Source organism: Geodermatophilus sp. SYSU D01036 (genome assembly GCF_054050435.1).
This window is the reverse complement of the sequence record NZ_JBJGZJ010000011.1, coordinates 1-17,226: the sequence shown is the minus strand read 5'-3', so window position 1 is coordinate 17,226 and position 17,226 is coordinate 1. Positions and strand designations below refer to the sequence as shown.

Below are 17,226 nucleotides of genomic sequence, written 5' to 3'. Positions count from 1 at the left end.
CGCCCACGGGGAGGCGGACGGACCGGTCACCCCCACCCGGCGCACTCGCCTCAGCTGTACCAGACGCGTGGTCCCGCCTCGGGCGTCCAGGTGATGCGGCCGTGCTCGAAGGTGCTCACGATCCCTCCGGGGACCGCCGTCTCGTCACTGGTCGGGTACCCGAGCCGGCTCCTCTCGGCGCCCAGGTCGCGGTACAGGGCGCCGATGCCCCCTGCCACGTAGTGGGGCCCGGTGGTCGCGGTCCAGTAGACGACGCCGCCCTCGAAGGACTGGACGACCCCCCGGCCGTCGGCGAGGCCCCGCTCGTCGTTGACCGGGTAACCCAGCCGGCCGGCCTGCGCGCCCGTGCCGGCGTACAGACCGCCGATGCCGCCGGTGACCTGCATGCCGCCGGTGGCCGCGGTCCAGTAGATCGACCCGCCCTGGAACCGCTGACGGAACCCGCGGCCGTCCCCGAGGTACTCCTCACCGGCCACCGGGTAGGCCAGCCGGCCGACCTCGGCGCCGAGCCGCTGATAGGCGAGAGCGATGCCGCCGGCCACCACCTGGCCCCCGGTGCGCTCGGTCCAGTAGAGGTCACCGCCCTGGAACCGCTGACGGAAGCCACCGGTGCTGGCGAGGTGCTCCTCGCCGGACACTGGGTACCCGAGCCGACCCGCCTGGCCGGCGAGCCGGTCGAAGGACACCTTCATGCCGCCGACCACGGCGGTTGCCGGCGTGTCCAGCGACCAGTAGACGTCGCCGCCCTGGAAGTGCTGGACGACGCCGCGCCCGCCGGGCAGCCCGACCTCGCCGCTGGTCGGGTAGCCCAGCCGGCCACCCTCCCATCCGCTGGCGCTCCACAGCGCCCGGATGGCGTTGACGACCACCTGCGACCCCGTGGCCGGCGACCAGTAGATCGACGCGTTGGGGAACTGGTTGTAGACGCCGGTGCGGCCCGGGACGGCCAGCTCGTCGGTCGTCGGCAGGCCGAGCGCAGCCGGACCACCGGCGGCGAGGTAGGCGGTGAGGTTCCCGTTGACCAGGTAGTGGGTCCCGGTGGCCGCCGAGGAGTACATCCGCCCTCGCTCGAACGGCTGCCAGCGGTACCAGCCGCCGTCCTGCTCGGCAGCGGTCGGCGAGCCGAGCGCCGACCGCACGCCGGCCTCGGCCGTGTAGCGGGACCCGATGGCGGTGTCGGGATCGACGGAGGTGGCCAGCGATCGGGCCACCTTGGTGCGGATCTCGGGCAGCTTGGCGTACCCGTAGCGGCCCGGACAGGCGGTGGAGCCCACGTCGCGGTGACCGAAGACCGTCGGCAGCGTCACCGACGTCCCGGCGGCGTAGCGCGCGGTGCCGCCCCCACCGGAGGTCAGCGTGGTGGTGCCGTTGGGGTTCACGCCGTACAGGGAGAACTTCCAGGCGATGATCGCCGCGACCGCGTCGACCATCGGCTGGGTGGTCGCCACGGCGTCGTAGTTGCCCAGCATCGACACCCCGAAGGTCCCGGTGTTGAAGCCGCCCGCGTGGGCACCGACGACCGTGCTGGCCAGGCCGCCGGAGCGGCCCTCCCACAGCCGGCCGAACTTGTCGACGATGACGTTGTAGCCGATGTCGCCCCAACCCAGGCTCAGGGCGTGGTAGCGGTAGATCGACCGCATCATGGCCGGTACCTGGTCGGCCGTGTAGCTGTTGGTGTCCGCCGTGTGGTGCAGTGTCGCGGCCTTGATCGTCGAGGCGTACTGCGGCGCCCAGGTGCGCAGGGACTCGTCGGCTCCCCACTGGGCGCGTGAGTAGACCGGGGGCATGGCCAGGGCCGCGTCGGCGGTGTCCTGGATCTCGGGGGTCTCGAGCGAGGCGTCCGCCGCGCTCTCCCCCGGGTCGATCAGGTCGAGCTGGACGTCGGTCGGGGCGGCGCCCGACCGGGTCACGACCTCGACCTCCACGCCGGTGCTGGGGCCGGTCCACAGCGGGGTGGTCCCGCCACGGCGCGGCTCCGCGTCCGTGCCGGCGGGCTGCCCCGCGTCCTCGCCCGCGTCCTCGGGCCCCACCTCGGTCCACTCGCCCCATGCGCCGTCGGTCCCGCGGACCCGGACCTGCACCCGGATGTCGACGACGGCCGGGTCCGGCGCCCAGGTGACCCCCACCAGGGAGAACTCGTCGGTCGCCTCACGGGTGACCGTGAGGACCGGCGCGGTGTCCGGCACCCCGGCCACGGGGGCCGAGGTCCCCTCCTGCACGTCCGCCTCGGGTGCCGGGTCGTCCACCGACCCCAGCGGCACCTCCTCGACGGAGGTCTCGACCGGTTCCGCGTCCGGCTGGGGGGCCGCGTAGACGGGCAGGACGAGCAGGGTGGCGGTGACCGCGACGAAGGCGAGCAGTCCCGCGAACAGGCGACGCACGGAAGGGCTCCAGGACTCGAGGACCGTGCCGGGTGGCGCGGCGTCGCACCACCCGGTCCTCACGTCATCGGCACGGAGGAGCGCCCGCGTGAGCGGAACCGGCTGTGAATTGCGTCAGCAGGAGGCCCGCGGGTCCACCGACTCGCCGGGTCCGGCCGGAGCGGTCAGGCGGCGGAGTGCTCCCGGGCCGCGACCGACGTCGCCTGCTGCGGCGCAGCCGCCCCGCCCTCGGGCGGCACCCCCACGAGGTCCACCCGGGGACGGTCCTTGCGCCCGAGCCCGAGGATGGAGACGAACAGGCTGTTGAGGATGACCTGCGCCCCCAGGATGAGGCCGATCATCGCCACGACGACGATGCGGATCTGCGTCCCGACCTCGAGCGCGCCCAGTCCGGCCTGTCCCCAGCGGACGAGCGACACGATGCCGGCGACCAGGCCGACGAGGAACAGCAGGCCCCCGGTCACCAGGCCGACCTCGAGCGTGAACCGGCGGAACAGCCGGGCCATGCGCGGGTCGGGAGGGAGGAACCCCTCCTCGATCGCGTAGACCTTGGTCAGCAGCCAGAAGGCGATCGCCTGGCTGCCGATGAGCAGGGCCGCGGCCGCGTACCCGAGGGTGCCGATGTCGAAGGTCGCCGAACCGATCGTCACGGGGGTGAACAGCAGCACGGCCGTGGCGAGCGCACCGGCCCCGGCGAGGAGGAAGCCGGGGAAGAGGAACAGCCAGCGCGGGGCGTAGAGCAGCAGGAAGCGCAGGTGGCGCCAGCCGTCGCGGAAGCTCCGCAGGTGGGGCGCCCGACTGCGACCGTCCTTGCTCAGCGTGGTCGGGACCTCGGCGATGCGGTGGCCGGCCAGGACGGAGCGCACGACGACCTCGGAGGCGAACTCCATGCCGGTCGTGTGCAGGTCCAACTGCAGCAGCCGCTGGCGGTTGAAGCCCCGCAGGCCGCAGTGGAAGTCGCCGACGCGCGCCTTGAAGAAGAGGCGGCCGACGAAGGACAGCACCGGATTGCCGAGGTACCGGTGCAGGGGCGGCATGGCGCCGTCCTCGATGCCACCCTGGAACCGGTTGCCCATGACCAGGTCGGCGCCGGCCCGCAACTCGGCCACGAAGGGGTCGAGGTCCGAGAAGTCGTAGCTGTCGTCCGCGTCACCCATGATCACGTAGCGGCCACGTGAGGCGCGGATCCCGCCGAGCAGGGCGTTGCCGTAGCCCTTCTCGGTCACCGGCACGACACGCGCCCCCTCGGCCTCGGCGATCGCCTGGGAGCCGTCGGTGCTGCCGTTGTCGGCGATGACCACCTCACCGCGGACCCCGCTGCGCTCCAGGTAGCCGCGCGCCTTGCGGATGCAGACCGCCAGCGTCTCGGCCTCGTTGAGGCAGGGCATGACGATGGACAGCTCGATGTCGGTGTCGTTGGCACCCACAGGTGCAGCTCCTCGGGCTCGTGGTGGAAACGGGGCCACGCTAAGCGGCCACGGCGCCGACACGCTGGAGGCCGAGCGCCGACTGTGACGGACGGGTCCCGTGTTCCGGATGAGCGCTCCGGTCGTGGTCGGACGGCGATCCGTGACGCAACAGGCGCAGGGGGTCACCTCGAGGGTAAGCCGTCCCCACCGAGGCTCGCAGCTGCGACCGGCCTGCCCACGTGTGACTCGTGCGGTCCGTGAGGTGGTGCGCGACCAGACGGACGGCCGGTGCCAGACGGACGCACGCGGCAGCGGGACGGAGCGTTCCCCCGTGTCGCGCGGCCTGCGGGTGCTCAGCCCGCCCCTAACCTCGGTCGCGTGAGCCGAGACCGCAACGAGCAGGGTGGAGCCCCGGGACGTCCGATCCCGGCGCGGCTCGACCCGCGCGCCGGCCGTCCCTCGCGCCCCCGGGGGCGGGGTGCCGACGACACCGCGGGGCGGCGTGCCGACCGCGGGGCCGCCGCGCCGCGCCGCCGCCGGGGGGCCGGCGTCGCCCGAGGCGTGGCCGCGGTCCTGTCGGTGGTCCTGCTCGGCGCGAGCGGGTGGGGCTGGTACCTGGGCCGGGTCGCCGAGGCGACGGTCAACCGCACCGATGCCATCCCGGACGACGGCAACTCCGACGCCGGGGACGCCCCCGAGGCGATGAACCTGCTGCTGGTCGGCAACGACAGCCGCGCCGCCCTCACCCCCGAGCAGCTCGCCGAGCTGCAGGCCGGGGAGGACTCCGGCATCAACACCGACACGATGATCCTGGTGCACGTCCCCGCCGACGGGTCACGGGCCTCGTTCGTCTCGTTCCCGCGCGACTCGTACGTCGAGATCCCCGGCTACGGCATGGACAAGCTCAACGCCGCCTACGCATACGGTTACGGCGAGGTCGACGAGGCAGCGCCCGAGGCCGACCGGCAGGCCGGCGGCGCGCAGCTGCTGGTCCAGACCATCAGCCAGCTCACCGGCCTGCAGATCGACCACTACGCCGAGGTCGACCTGCTCGGCTTCTTCGACCTGACCAGCGTCGTCGGCGGCGTGGACGTGAACCTCTGCGAGGCCGTGGACGACTCCGCCTGGTCCGGCGCGGTCTTCCCGGCCGGGCAGCAGACCATCTCCGGCGCGGACGCGCTGAAGTTCGTCCGTCAGCGCCACGGGCTGCCCCGCGGCGACCTGGACCGGATCGTCCGCCAGCAGGTCTTCATCGGCGGCGTGCTCCGCAAGATGCTGTCCGACGACGTCCTGCTGGACCTGGGCAAGCAGCGGGAGCTGATCCGGGCGGCGTCGCAGTCCCTGACCATCGACCAGGACCTCGACCTGCTCGACCTCGCCCAGCAGATGCAGTCGGTGACCGCCGGCAGCATCGAGTTCCGGACGATCCCGATCGTGGGCGACGACCGGGACGAGCAGGGCCGCTCGATCCTGCGGCTGGCGGACGAGGACGAGCTGCACGACTTCTTCTCCGAGCTCTCCGCCGAGCCCGAGGCAGCTGGTCCCGAGGCCCCGGCGGCGCCGGCCACGGTCGCCCCGTCGGAGGTGTCGGTCGCGGTCTACAACGGCTCGGGCGTCCCCGGCCTCGCCGCGGACGCCGCCTCGGAGCTCGGGGCCGTCGGCTTTCCGGTCACCAGCACCGGCAACGCCGACAGCAGCGACTACGAGCGGACGACGATCCGGCACGCCGCCGGGGACGAGGCGCTGGCCGCCACCCTCGCCGCGCAGGTCCCCGGCGCCGTCACCGAGGTCGCCGACGACGCCACCACCGGCACCGTGCAGCTGGTCCTGGGCAGCGACTACAACGGCGTCGGGCAGGCCACCACGCCGCCGGCGGAGTCCTCCTCCGCTCCGACGGAGCCGGCGCGGACCGCTGCCGACACCAGCTGCATCAACTGAGGGAGGACCCGTCCTCCCGGCCGGGCGGACGCCGGCTGGGAGGGTGAGGGCATGAGCTCCGCGTCGAGGACCCCGTCGGACCTGCTCGCCGCCGCGCTGCGGCGCGGTCCCGCCGCGCCGCTGGTCACCGCCTACGACGACGCGACCGGCGAGCGGGTCGAGCTGTCCGGCGCCACCCTCGCCAACTGGGTGGCGAAGACGGCGAACCTGCTGCAGGACGAGTTCGACGTGGGCCCGGGCAGCACCGTCGCCGTCGCCCTGCCGGTGCACTGGCAGACCGCCGCGGTGCTGCTCGGCGTGTGGAGCTGCGGCGCCGCCGTGCTCGACACCGCCGTCGAGGACGACGGGGGGATCGACGCCGCCGACGTCGTCCTCGCCGCGCAGGACCGGCTCGAAGCCCTGGAGGAGCAGGACCCGCCCGAGCTGCTCGGCCTCTCGCTGCACCCCCTGGGCCTGGGCATGACCGGCTACGCGGGCCCGGCCCGCGACTTCGCCCTCGAGGTGCGCGCCCACGGCGACGTCTTCACCCCCCACACACCGCTGGACCCGGCCTCCCCCGGCCTGCTGGCCGGCGGGCTGGAGCTGACCCTCGGCGGGCTGACCGAGGCCGCCACGGCGCTCGCCGGGCGGCTCGGCATCACGGCCGGCGACCGGGTGCTCGTCGACGACGCCACCGCGGCCGAGGCCGGGCCGGTCGCCTGGCTGCTCGCGCCGCTGGCCGCCGGCGCCTCGATCGTGCTGTGCCGCAACGCCGACCCCGCGGCCCTGGGCGGCCGGGCGGAGGCCGAACGGGTCACCGCTACGCTCGGCGTCCGGATCGAGGGCGTCCGCGAGCTGGGCCGGCCCGCCTGAGGGGGCGGGCGCCCGCCGCGCCGGAGGAGACGGTGGTCGACTGATGGACAAGGTCGTGGCGAGCGCCCGGGAGGCGGTGTCCGACGTCGGCGACGGCGCGACGCTCGCCGTCGGCGGGTTCGGGCTCTGCGGGGTGCCCGTGGCGCTGATCGACGCGCTGCTCGAGCAGGGCACGAGGGACCTGACGACGATCTCCAACAACTGCGGCGTCGACGACCAGGCCCTGGGCGTGCTCCTCTACGCCGGCCGGATCCGCCGCACCATCAGCTCGTTCGTCGGTGGCAACAAGGAGCTCGCCCGGCTGTACCTCTCCGGTGAGCTGGAGGTCGAGCTCACCCCGCAGGGCACGCTGGCCGAGCGGCTGCGCGCCGGCGGCGCCGGCATCCCCGCCTTCTACACCTCCACCGGCGTGGGCACGATGGTCGCCGAGGGCGGCATCCCGGTGCGCTACGACGCCGACGGCAACGTCGTCGAGACCAGCGCACCGAAGGAGACCCGGGTCTTCGACGGCACCGAGTACGTGCTGGAGACCGCGCTGACCGCCGACTACGCCCTGGTCCGGGCCTCGGTCGGCGACCGGCACGGCAACCTCGTCTTCCACGAGTCGGCGATGAACTTCAACCCGCTGGCCGGCATGGCCGGGCGGGTCACGATCGCCGAGGTCGAGGAGCTCGTCGAGCCCGGCGAGATCCGCCCCGAGCACGTGCACCTGCCCGGGGTCTTCGTCGACCGGGTGGTCGTCGTCGGCACCGAGGGCAAGAGGATCGAGAAGCGCACCACCCGCCCGCGCCCGTCGGCCGCCCCTCTGGCCGCTGCCGGTGAGGAAGCCACGACGGAAGGACCGGATGACGTGACCACCCAGGGGCAGGCCCAGTGACCCTGACCCGCGACCAGCTCGCCGCCCGCGTGGCGCTCGAGCTCGAGGACGGCGCCTACGTCAACCTCGGCATCGGCATGCCGACCCTGGTGCCCAACTTCGTCCCCGACGGCGTGCACGTGGTGCTGCACTCGGAGAACGGCATCCTCGGCGTCGGCCCGTACCCGTACGACGGCGACGAGGACCCCGACCTGATCAACGCCGGCAAGGAGACCGTCACGGTCCTGCCGGGCGCGAGCTTCTTCGACTCCGCGACCAGCTTCGCGATGATCCGCGGCAAGCACCTGGACCTCGCCATCCTCGGCGCCATGCAGGTCAACCCCCGCGGCGACCTCGCCAACTGGCTGATCCCCGGGAAGATGGTCAACGGCATGGGCGGCGCCATGGACCTCGTCCACGGCGCCAAGCGGGTGATCATCATGATGGAGCACGTGGCCCGCGACGGGTCCCCGAAGCTGGTCGAGGAGTGCTCGCTGCCGCTGACCGGCAAGGGCTGCGTCGACCGGGTGGTCACCGACCTCGCCGTCGTCGACGTCACGCCCGAGGGCTTCGTGCTGCGCGAGGTCGCGCCCGGCGTGTCGGTCGACGAGGTGGTCGAGAAGACCGGCGCCCCGCTGAGCGTGCCGGGCGACGTCCCCACCATGGCGCTGCCGGCCACGGTCTGAGCGCGGCACCGCTCCCCCGGTGACGTTCTCGGTCGTCGCCCACGACCCGGTCACCGGGGAGATGGGCATCGCGGTCTCCTCCTGCATCCTCGCCGTCGGCCGGGCGGTGCCCAGCGCCCGGCCCGGCGTGGGCGTCGTCGCGGTGCAGGCGCGCAGCCCCCGCGGGACCGGGCACGTGCTGCTGTCCGGCCTCGCCGAGGGGACCGCGCCGTCGGTGCTGGTGCGCCGCGCGGCGCACGCCGCAGAGGACCAGGACCGGCAGCTCGCCGTGCTCGCCCCCTCCGGGGCGGTCGCCGCCGACACCGGCCCGGGCTCCTTCCCGGTCAGCGGCCACCTGCTCGGCGAGGGCTGGAGCGTGCAGGGCAACATGCTCACCTCACCGGAGGTCCTGCCCGCGATGGCGCAGGCGTTCGAGGCCGACCGCGGCGTCCTCGCCGACCGGCTGCTGGCCGCCCTGACCGCCGGCCAGGACGCCGGCGGGGACCTGCGCGGCCGGCAGTCCGCGGCGCTGCTCGTGGTCAGCGGGGAGCCGGCCACCGAGGAGGACGACGGCGTGCGGATGGACCTGCGCGTCGACGACTCCGGTGACCCGGTCGCGCAGCTGCGGATGCTGCGCAACCTGCAGCGCGCCTACGACGAGCGCGACTACGAGACCCTCGCCCTGTTCGCCCCCGAGGGCGCGCGGGACCTCTACGCCGCGCTGGCCGCCTCCCGCCGGGGCGACCGCGCGGCGGCGCGGGCCGCACTGGAGGCGGTGCGCGCCCGTCCCGGCTGGTCGGCGTGGCTGGCGTCGATGGCGGGCGACTCGCGGCTGGCCGCGGTCTCCCGCCTGCTCGGCTGAGGCGATCCCGCCCTCACCGGGTGAGGACGGCGATCCCCATCAGGGCGACCCAGGCCAGCCCCAGCAGCAGCAGGACCCGGTCCCGCAGCACGATGTCCTCGGGCGCACCTGCGAGACCGCGGTCGACGTCGACGGCGTAGCGCAGGAGGCCGAGGACGAAAGGGGCGATGGTGATCGTCGTCCACGGCACACCATCGGCCGGCCGCATCTCGAAGGCCCACAGGGAGTAGGCGGTGCACGCCACCCCGGCCGACAGGCTCCACACGAAGCGCAGGTAGCTCGGCGAGTACTCGCGCAGGGACCGGCGCGTGTCCGACTGCTCGCCCAGGGCGACCAGCTCGGCGTACCGCTTGCCGGCGACCATGAACAGCGCCCCGAAGGCCGCGACGAGGATGAACCACTGCGACAGGGGGATGCCCGCGGCCGCCCCGCCGGCGACGCCTCGCAGCACGAAGCCGGAGGCGACGGCGGCGAGGTCGATGACCGGTTGGTCCTTGAGCGCCCAGCTGTACGCCAGGGAGATGCCGACGTAGCAGGCGATGACCGCCGTGAGCGCGGGCCGGGCCAGCAGCGCCGCGGACACCAGGGCTGCGGTGAGCAGCACCAGCCCGGTGGTCACGGCCACCGCCGCGGGCACGACGCCCGCGGCGACCGGCCGGGCACGCTTGCGAGGGTGCCGCCGGTCCTGCTCGACGTCCCGGACGTCGTTGAGCAGGTAGATCCCGCTGGCCGCGGCGCAGAACAGGACGAGAGCGAGCGACGTGGGCCCGAGCACGGACGGCTCGAGCACCGTCCCCGAGGCGAGCGGGGCGGCGAGGACGAGGAGGTTCTTGGTCCACTGCCGGGGGCGCATGGTGCGCAGCACCCCCGCGGCCACCGCGCTGCCGCGGGGACGGGCGGAGTCGACCACCGGCCGGTCGTGCACGACGTTGCCGGAGAACAGCACCGGCGCGGTGCCGTTCCTCCTGTCGTCCTCGACGCTCATCGGTTCCCCTCCGGGAGGGTCGGGGGCAGCACGACGGCCGGGCGCGGGCCGCGACCGGCCGTCATGCTGCCCCGTCTGGTGCACCATCGAGCAACGGGGCAAACGGCTACCGCTCCTGCACGGGCGTCAGTCACGCTCAGTGCACGGGTCACCGCGCAGGGGGAGCTCCCCACCCCGGACGCTCGACCCGGGAGCGGACCAGGTCGTACGCGTCCGTGGCGAACGGGAGGTCGAACCGGAACACCTGGATCGACCGCACTCCCGGGGAGCCGGAGAGGTCGACGGCGTACTCGGTGACCGCCGACGTGCGCTGGACGGGAGCGAACAGCCCGCCGCGGTAGACCTGCCAGGTGTTGTCCGCCGGACCGTCGGCGCCCTCCCCCCAGAGGACGCCGTAGGTGACCGGCTCGGTGACCCCCGAGCGGACCACCGGTTGCTGCTGGCAGGGGAAGAGGAAGGCCACCTGCCATGCCACGGCGACCGTCGCGTCGGGGGGCAGGACGTCGGTGAGCGGCACCCAGGGCAGCACCGCCGGGGCGGTGAAGGCCAGCCAGCCGCCGGCACCGCCGCTGCGGTCGCGTGCCAGCAGGCGCACCAGCGTCGCGCCGTCCGCCCGCGCGTCGGCGGGGTCGAGGACGGCGGTGCGCCACCGCGGCTGGTCGACGTCGTCGGTGAGGGCCTGCTCCCCCACCACCTCCGGCGCGGACCCGTCGCCCCCGCCCGGGCGGGCGTACTCCGCCCGCAGCTCGTTGCCCTCCCCCAGCCGGCCGGCAGCGAGCAGGGCGAGCGCCGCCCCGTCCGTCTGCTCGGGCAGCCGGTACCAGGGGGTCACCTGGTCACCGGTCAGGTCCTCCGCCTCCGGCGCCGCGAGGCTCCCCCACACCCGGCGGGCGACGGGCGACGGCGGCGGGCTCGGCGCCCACCAGCCGCCGCCGTCGGCGAAGTCGGCCGGGCCGGTGCCCGCCGGGACCGACGGGTCCACGGTCAGACCCCGTGCCGCCGAGACGTCGAGGACGTCGACGGCTCCTGCCGCGCCGCAGCCGGTGGCCAACGGATCGGTCAGCGCGTCCGCTCCCGGCGACCAGGTGTCCAGCGTGCGGACCGCGGCGAGGCCGAAGCTGCCGACGAGGTAGCCGACCGAGGTGAGCAGGGGCAGCAGGGCGAGCACCGGGAGGGCGCCGGCCCACCACCGGCCGGGCAGCCGGCCGGTGCGGCGGTGGAGCAGCGCTGCCCCGCCGAGGACGACCGCCGCCACCAGACCCCAGGTCAGGAGGCTGTCGAACGCGACGGGACCGACCGTCGGCGGCTCGAAGGGCCGGAACATGCCCGGCATCCAGGTGTACGGCCAGCTGTTGGGACCGTGCAGGGCGAGCGCGGCGGCGAACACGACCGAGCCGACGGCCAGCAGGGGCAGCACCGCCCCGGGCCGCCGGCCACGTGTGGCCTCCCGGACCAGGAGGGGCACCGCGACGAGGAACAGCGCGAGGAAGGCCGGCCCGAGGCCGGCGAGCGCGCCGAAGTGGTGGGTCCACTTGCTCGGGGTGAACCACAGCAGGAGGAAGGCGGCCGCCAGCGCCTGGCCGGACAGGAGGAGAGCCGAGGGCAGCCGCGCGCCGCGGCTGCGGACGGCGACCGCGCCGGCGAGGAACCACAGCAGTGCCAGCAACGCGAGGACGACGGCGGCGCGCCGGGCGTAGGAGCCCATGGGGATGTCGGCGAACAGGAAGCCGTAGCGCTCCTGCTCCTCGTACCAGGTGTCCTGGTCCTGCACCGACAGGAAGATCTCCTGGCCGCGCAGGAAGTCCCGGAGGGTCCCGTCGGCGAAGGCCGCCGCCGCGGCGAACCCGCCCGGCGCGAGCAGCAGGGCCACCCGGGTCACCGTCTCGCCACGGCCGGCTCCCGCGGACACCAGCCGGGCCAGCCGCGGCAGGGCCACCAGCAGGGGCCCGAGCGCCACGAAGCCGGTCGGGTGGCAGACGACGGCCAGCCCGGCCGTGCCGACCGCGACCGCGATCGGGAGCAGCCGGCGCCGGCGCAGCCCGGAGAGCACCGCGGCGAGCGTGACGACGGCGAGGACGCCCACCACCGCCTCGGGCCGCACGCCGATCCCGTACGGCAGCCACCAGGCGAGGAAGGCCACCGCGAGGGTGACCTGGAGACCGAGCGGCCCCCAGCGAGACGCCGTGACGGCCGCCGGCACGGCGCCGGGGCGGGTGACCAGCCGCCGCAGGACGACCCACGTGAGCAGGCCGGTGACCAGGGAGGGCACGCGGAGCAGGACCGGCGCGTCCCCGAACTGCTGCCACCACCCGAGCACCCGGTAGGACCAGGTGAACGGGGTGAACGACTGGTTCAACAGCTGGTAGTAGTTCCCGACGAAGCCCGACTCCTCGGCGTTGCGCGCCATCGCCGCGTAGTAGCCGTCGTCGTCCGAGGTGGGCGCGAGGAAGAGCCAGAGCACCGCGGTGGCCACCACCCCGGCGTCGACGAGGACGGTGAGGACCCGCACGGCGCCCCGGCTCCGGGACCGGGGCGGTCCCGACCCGTCCGTCGCCCCCGGGGCCGGGCCGTGCCGGCGCTCGGCCCGCCCCAGGACGAACAGCGAGGCGCCCGCGGCGAGCAGGACGAGGGCCACGAGGACCTGCTTGACCGGGGTCGGCGTCGTGTCGAACTGGTCGTCCACGGTCAGGGTCACGGCCAGCTCCGCTCCGGCGGGCAGAGCCGTGACGCTCGTGGCGAGCACGTCGACGTCGGGCAGCAGGAGGCCCCCGTCGGCCGTCGCGGTGGTCACCTCGACGCCGTCGCGCGTGAGGGTCAGGGCACCGGCGTCGCCCGTGAGCCGGTAGGTGCAGTCCCCGGACGGCACGTGGACGTCGAGCAGTTCCCGGCCCCGGAGCCGCACCTGCAGCCGGTCCTCGCGCGCGGTCACGAGCAGGCCGTCGGTCAGCGCGGCCGGGTGCGACGGCAACAGCGTGGAGACCACCACCCCCTCGGCGGTGTCCGCCGCGGCCCGCACCGCCGGGCAGCCGACCCGCACGTCGACCCCCAGGGGCCGCTGGCTGGTCAGCTCCAGCACGGTCGACTCCGGACGGGCAGGGTCCTGCGGCCAGGTGACGGTCGGGACGCTCATCCGCACCGGGGCAAGTGGCAGCAGGGCCGACCCGACGACCGCGACCAGGGCGAGCAACAGCGGCACCAGGAGGCGACCCCGCCGCACCGGGACGGCGCGGCCGGACGCGGACGCCCCCGGGCGGGACCGCTCGACGACCTCCACGCGTCCCCTCCCGGGCCTGGGTCCTGGTCCGCGCCAGTCAAACACCGGAGCGGACCTGCACGCCGGTCGGCCGCCACCGCGCTGAGCAGCCCGGCGGCCACTACGGTTCGGTGCGTGCCGTCGCCCGCGCCCGCCGGGACCGGACGCTGAGCACCCGGCGGTCCTCCGGTCTGGCGCCGTCGCTGAGCTGGGTGGCGGCGAGCGTGGCGCTGTCCGGGGTCCTCACCTACGCGTACCTGACCGTGGCGGCGCGAGCGCTGCCCGCAGACGGGTACGCCGCCTTCGGCGCCTACTGGTCGCTGGCCCTCGTCGTCAGCTCGGGCCTCTTCCTCCCCCTGGAACTGGAGGTCGCCCGGACCGTCCACCTGCGTGGGGGGAGCATGCCGCCGGGCACGGTCCGGGCGGTGGCGGCGCTCACGACCCTCGCGCTCGTCGCGGTCGCTGCGACCGCGCCGCTGCTGGCCCGCGCCGTGGGCGGCTCCCCGGGGCTGGTCGTGGCGCTCGCCGTCGTGGCGCTGGTCGCGCCCGCGCAGTTCCTCCTGCGTGGAGTGCTGCTGGGCCGGGGCCGCTACCGCACGCACGGTGTCGTGCTCCTGGCCGACGCCGTCCTGCGGCTGGCCGGTGCCCTGGTCGTCGTGGCGCTCGCGTCCCCGGTCACCCCGGCCGCCCTCGGCTGGACCCTGGTGGCGGCGATCGGTCTGGCCCACGTCCCGGTCCTGGTCCTGGCGCTGCGCACGCGGGGCGGGGTCCCTGCACCGGGGCCGGGGGTCGCGCTGCCGGCCGTCGGGTCCCTGCTGGTCGGGACCCTGTGCGCGCAGGTGCTGCTCAACGCCGCGCCCGTCCTGGTCACCGTCGGCGCCGGTCCGGGCGGCGGCATGGCCGCGGCCGCGTTCGTGGCCGCCTTCACCCTCGTCCGCCTGCCGCTGTTCGTCGCGGTGCCGCTGCAGAGCGCCCTGATCCCCGGGCTCGTCGACGCCGGCGCGGGGGTGGGCTCCGCGGCTCGTGTGCGCATCGTGCGCCGGCTGCTCCTCGCGGTGGCGGGGCTGACGGCGGCGGCCGCCGCGGTGGGGGCGGTGGCCGGGCCACCGGTCGTCGCCCTGGTCTTCGGGGACCGTTACACCCCCTCCCCCGCCGACGTCGGCGTGCTGGCCGCCGGCAGCATCGTCCACCTGGGCCTGCTGGTCGCCGGTCAGGCCGTGGTCGCCGCCGGCCGGCACCGCGACAGCGCGCTGTCCTGGGTGGCCGGCCTGGTCGTCGCCTCGGTGGTCGTGGCTGTCGTCCCCGGCCACACGGCGGCGCCTGCGTGGGCCTTCGCCGTCGGCTCGGCCGCCGCTCTGGCCTGGTGCGCCGCCGTCCTGGTGCGGACGCGACCGGACACTCCCCCCTCCGCCCCGGTCGCGGCCGCCGCACCGGAGGCCACGTCGTGACACCACCGCTGCACGTCCTGATCGCGCTGGACTACTACGCGCCCTACGTCAGCGGGCTGACCAACGTGGCGCGCGACGTCGCCGAGGGGCTGGCTGCCCGCGGACACCGGGTCCGGGTCGTCGCCAGCCGGCACGACCGCTCCCTGCCCGTCTCCGAGGTCCTGGGCGGCGTCGAGGTCGAGCGCGCCCCGGTCGCCGTCCGCCTCGGCAAGGGGGTCGTCGCTCCCTCGCTGGTCAGCCGGGTACGGCGCGCGGCCCGCACGGCGTCGGTGACGAACCTGCACCTCCCCATGCCCGAGGCGGCGCTGCTGGCGGGCCGGCTGGCCTCGCCCGTCGTCAGCACCTACCACTGCGACGTCAGCCTCCCGCCGGGTGCGGTCAACCGCGTGCAGACCGCCGTGGTCGACACGGCCGGCCGCCGGGCGCTGACCCGGTCCGACGCCGTGGTGGTGACCAGCGACGACTACGCCCGGTCCAGCCGGCTGTGGCCGGCGATGGCGGGGCGGACGACGGTGATCCCCCCGCCCTGCCACGCGCGACCGCCGGGCCGGCCGCGGTTCCGCGAGACGGCGGGGCCGCACGTCGGCTTCCTGGGCCGGATCGTGGAGGAGAAGGGCCTGGAGTACCTGGTCCGGGCCTTCCGCGCGCTCCAGGACCCCGAGGCCCGCCTGCTCATCGGGGGCGGCTTCGCCGACGTGGCGGGCGGCTCGGTCGTGTCCCGGGTCCGGGCGGCGATCGGGGACGACACCCGCGTGCGCCTGCTCGGGTTCGTCCCCGACGAGGACCTGGCCGACCTCTACGCGTCGCTGGACGTCTTCGTGCTGCCGTCGGTGAACGCGTTCGAGGCCTTCGGCATCGTCCAGGTCGAGGCGATGCTGGCCGGGGTCCCCGTCCTGGCCAGCGACCTGCCCGGGGTGCGGGTACCGGTGCAGGAGACCGGCTTCGGCACCCTGGTGGCCCCCCGGGACGTGCCCGGGATCACCACCGGGCTCCGCCGCCTGACGGCGGACCCGCCCGACCCGGTACGCGGTCGCGAGCAGGCGCGCGCCCGGTACTCGGTGCCGGCGGTGCTCGACGCGCACGAGCAGCTGTTCGCCCGTCTCGCCGCCGGGGGCCGGCCGGGGGGCTGACCCGGCCCCGGGTCAGTCGACGAGCGCGCTCAGCAGGCCGCCTGCGGTGGCCCGCACCGTGCCGTGGCGGGCCGATTCGTCGAACCAGCGGCGCGTGCTGCGGCGCAGCGGCTCCCCGCCGTCGAGGACCGTCGCGACGGCCCGGGCCACCGCACCGGCCTCCGGCTCCGGGGCCACGGCACCGTTGACCCCGGCCGTGACCAGCTCGGCGGCCGCGTTGTCCGGGGCGTCGACCACGACGGCGGGCGTGGCGGCGGCCGCCGCCTCCACGACGACCAGTCCGTAGCCCTCGCGCACCGAGGGGAAGACCAGACAGCTCGAGGCGCGCATCAACCGATCGAGTTCGGCCTGGCTGACGAAACCGGGGAACGCGCAGTGCCCAGCGACGCCGAGTTCCTCGGCCCGCCGGCGGACCGCCTCGCGGGTCGGCCCGTCACCGGTGACGACAGCCGAGACGTCCCGTCCCCCTGCGCGCAGCCGCGCCACCGCCTCGACCACCAACTCGACCCGCTTGTCCGGGATGTGCCGCCCGACGAAGAGCAGCCGGGGCCGCTCCGGCACGTCGAAGCCTGGGGTGCGCTCGCGCTCGTCGGCCGGCAGCAGCCCGGGGGCGATGAACAGCCGGCCGCGGTGGCGGAGCGCCTCGAGCCGGCGGGCGTGCAGGCGGGAGTAGCAGACCGACCGGCGGCTCATCCGGATGCCGACCGCCTGCACGAGGCCGGCCAGTCGTCCGGCGACCGCGCCGCTGTACTCCCGCCACTGCTCGGGCCGCCAGATCTCGAGCCAGTCGGTGAGCAGCAGCGCGCGGGAGCCGAGCAGGGCGACGCGGGCGGCGGGGACGTTCACCGGCGGGATCGCGCTCACGTAGACGACGTCGTGGGCCCGTCGGTGCCGCAGCAGGTACCAGGCGACGGCGAGGGCGAAGGTGAGGGCCGGGCCGAGCCTGCGGCTGCCACCCTCGTCGTACAGGCCCACCCGGCCGGCGATCGCCCGGACCCGGACGCCCGGGACCTCCGGCTCCTCCCCCGCGTCCCACTGCCGCCGGGTCAGGTAGGTCACCTCGTGGCCCTGCGCGACCCACTCCTCGGCGTAGGAGCGGAAGAGCCGCTCCGCGCCACCGGTCGTCCACGGGTAGAGGCAGTCGTAGACGACGGCGATGCGCATGTCGGGCGCGGGCTCCCTCGGAGTGGCGGTACACGCGGCCCACCGCAGCGGTCCGGCGCGGGACGGGCGGCGCCCGCCGGCACCCGGATCGTAGAGGCCCGCCCGCCCGGGTCCCCCGCCGGCGGTGAGGGTGCCGGCGGGCGCGGGGACGTCAAGGACCTCGTCCTCCCTGCCGATGAGTCCGGGGGGGGGGGGGGGGGGGGGGGGGGGGGGGGGGGCGGGGGGGGGGGGGGGGGGGGGGGGGGGGGGGGGGGGGGGGGGGGGGGGGGGGGGGGGGGGGGGG

12 protein-coding genes are annotated in these 17,226 nt (G+C 75.5%); 7 read left to right on the top strand and 5 right to left on the bottom strand.

Features of this window, described 5'->3' with window-relative positions; translation table 11 throughout:
- Positions 1-50 precede the first annotated feature (50 nt).
- Together ACI8AR_RS12825 and ACI8AR_RS12820 are read right to left on the bottom strand one after the other, a co-directional pair.
- Complete coding sequence (locus ACI8AR_RS12825) at positions 51-2,381, bottom strand: N-acetylmuramoyl-L-alanine amidase (protein ID WP_457051374.1); 2,331 nt, start codon at positions 2,379-2,381, stop codon at positions 51-53.
- A 164-nt stretch (positions 2,382-2,545) separates the two neighbouring features.
- Entirely contained in the window at positions 2,546-3,808 is a 1,263-nt protein-coding gene (locus ACI8AR_RS12820) for a glycosyltransferase family 2 protein (protein ID WP_457051373.1), read from the bottom strand.
- Between the two features lie 543 nt (positions 3,809-4,351).
- Here ACI8AR_RS12820 and ACI8AR_RS12815 point away from each other — a divergent pair.
- Genes ACI8AR_RS12815 through ACI8AR_RS12795 form a run of 5 tightly spaced genes read left to right on the top strand, consistent with a single transcriptional unit; the run spans position 4,352 to position 8,963 of the window.
- Positions 4,352-5,728, top strand: coding sequence for an LCP family protein (locus ACI8AR_RS12815; protein WP_457051372.1), 1,377 nt, complete (start codon positions 4,352-4,354; stop codon positions 5,726-5,728).
- A 51-nt stretch (positions 5,729-5,779) separates the two neighbouring features.
- Positions 5,780-6,580: a TIGR03089 family protein gene (locus tag ACI8AR_RS12810; RefSeq protein ID WP_457051371.1), complete on the top strand. Its 801-nt coding sequence runs from the start codon at positions 5,780-5,782 to the stop codon at positions 6,578-6,580.
- A 43-nt stretch (positions 6,581-6,623) separates the two neighbouring features.
- The gene (locus ACI8AR_RS12805) at positions 6,624-7,457 is read left to right on the top strand and encodes a CoA transferase subunit A (RefSeq protein ID WP_457051370.1); all 834 of its coding nucleotides are present in this window, start codon (positions 6,624-6,626) and stop codon (positions 7,455-7,457) included.
- Positions 7,454-8,122 (top strand): CoA transferase subunit B, encoded by a 669-nt coding sequence (locus ACI8AR_RS12800; protein ID WP_457051369.1) that lies wholly within the window; start codon positions 7,454-7,456, stop codon positions 8,120-8,122. The genes ACI8AR_RS12805 and ACI8AR_RS12800 overlap by 4 nt, the downstream gene beginning before the upstream one ends.
- Before the next feature lie 19 nt (positions 8,123-8,141).
- Positions 8,142-8,963 (top strand): DUF1028 domain-containing protein, encoded by an 822-nt coding sequence (locus tag ACI8AR_RS12795; RefSeq protein ID WP_457051368.1) that lies wholly within the window; start codon positions 8,142-8,144, stop codon positions 8,961-8,963.
- A 13-nt stretch (positions 8,964-8,976) separates the two neighbouring features.
- Here ACI8AR_RS12795 and ACI8AR_RS12790 read toward each other — a convergent pair whose 3' ends face one another.
- Together ACI8AR_RS12790 and ACI8AR_RS12785 are read right to left on the bottom strand one after the other, a co-directional pair.
- Positions 8,977-9,948 carry a decaprenyl-phosphate phosphoribosyltransferase gene (locus ACI8AR_RS12790; protein WP_457051367.1) on the bottom strand — a complete coding sequence of 324 codons (972 nt, stop codon included), beginning with the start codon at positions 9,946-9,948 and terminating at the stop codon, positions 8,977-8,979.
- Positions 9,949-10,096: 148 nt separating this feature from the next.
- Positions 10,097-13,222 (bottom strand): arabinosyltransferase domain-containing protein, encoded by a 3,126-nt coding sequence (locus tag ACI8AR_RS12785; protein WP_457051366.1) that lies wholly within the window; start codon positions 13,220-13,222, stop codon positions 10,097-10,099.
- Positions 13,223-13,332: 110 nt separating this feature from the next.
- On the opposite strand from ACI8AR_RS12785, the gene ACI8AR_RS12780 reads away from it, so the two are divergent.
- Together ACI8AR_RS12780 and ACI8AR_RS12775 are read left to right on the top strand one after the other, a co-directional pair.
- Positions 13,333-14,649 (top strand): hypothetical protein, encoded by a 1,317-nt coding sequence (locus ACI8AR_RS12780; protein ID WP_457051365.1) that lies wholly within the window; start codon positions 13,333-13,335, stop codon positions 14,647-14,649.
- Positions 14,646-15,779 (top strand): glycosyltransferase family 4 protein, encoded by a 1,134-nt coding sequence (locus tag ACI8AR_RS12775; protein WP_457051364.1) that lies wholly within the window; start codon positions 14,646-14,648, stop codon positions 15,777-15,779. The genes ACI8AR_RS12780 and ACI8AR_RS12775 overlap by 4 nt, the downstream gene beginning before the upstream one ends.
- A gap of 12 nt (positions 15,780-15,791) precedes the next feature.
- On the opposite strand, the gene ACI8AR_RS12770 is transcribed toward ACI8AR_RS12775, so the two are convergent.
- Positions 15,792-16,943 carry a glycosyltransferase gene (locus ACI8AR_RS12770; RefSeq protein ID WP_457051363.1) on the bottom strand — a complete coding sequence of 384 codons (1,152 nt, stop codon included), beginning with the start codon at positions 16,941-16,943 and terminating at the stop codon, positions 15,792-15,794.
- Positions 16,944-17,226: the final 283 nt, after the last annotated feature.

Excerpts from the sequence above, each read along its gene's own strand:
- ACI8AR_RS12810 (WP_457051371.1), top strand. The coding sequence starts at position 5,780 with ATGAGCTCCGCGTCGAGGACCCCGTCGGACCTGCTCGCCGCCGCGCTG.
- ACI8AR_RS12805 (WP_457051370.1), top strand. The coding sequence starts at position 6,624 with ATGGACAAGGTCGTGGCGAGCGCCCGGGAGGCGGTGTCCGACGTCGGC.
- ACI8AR_RS12790 (WP_457051367.1), bottom strand. The coding sequence starts at position 9,948 with ATGAGCGTCGAGGACGACAGGAGGAACGGCACCGCGCCGGTGCTGTTC.
- ACI8AR_RS12770 (WP_457051363.1), bottom strand. The coding sequence starts at position 16,943 with ATGCGCATCGCCGTCGTCTACGACTGCCTCTACCCGTGGACGACCGGT.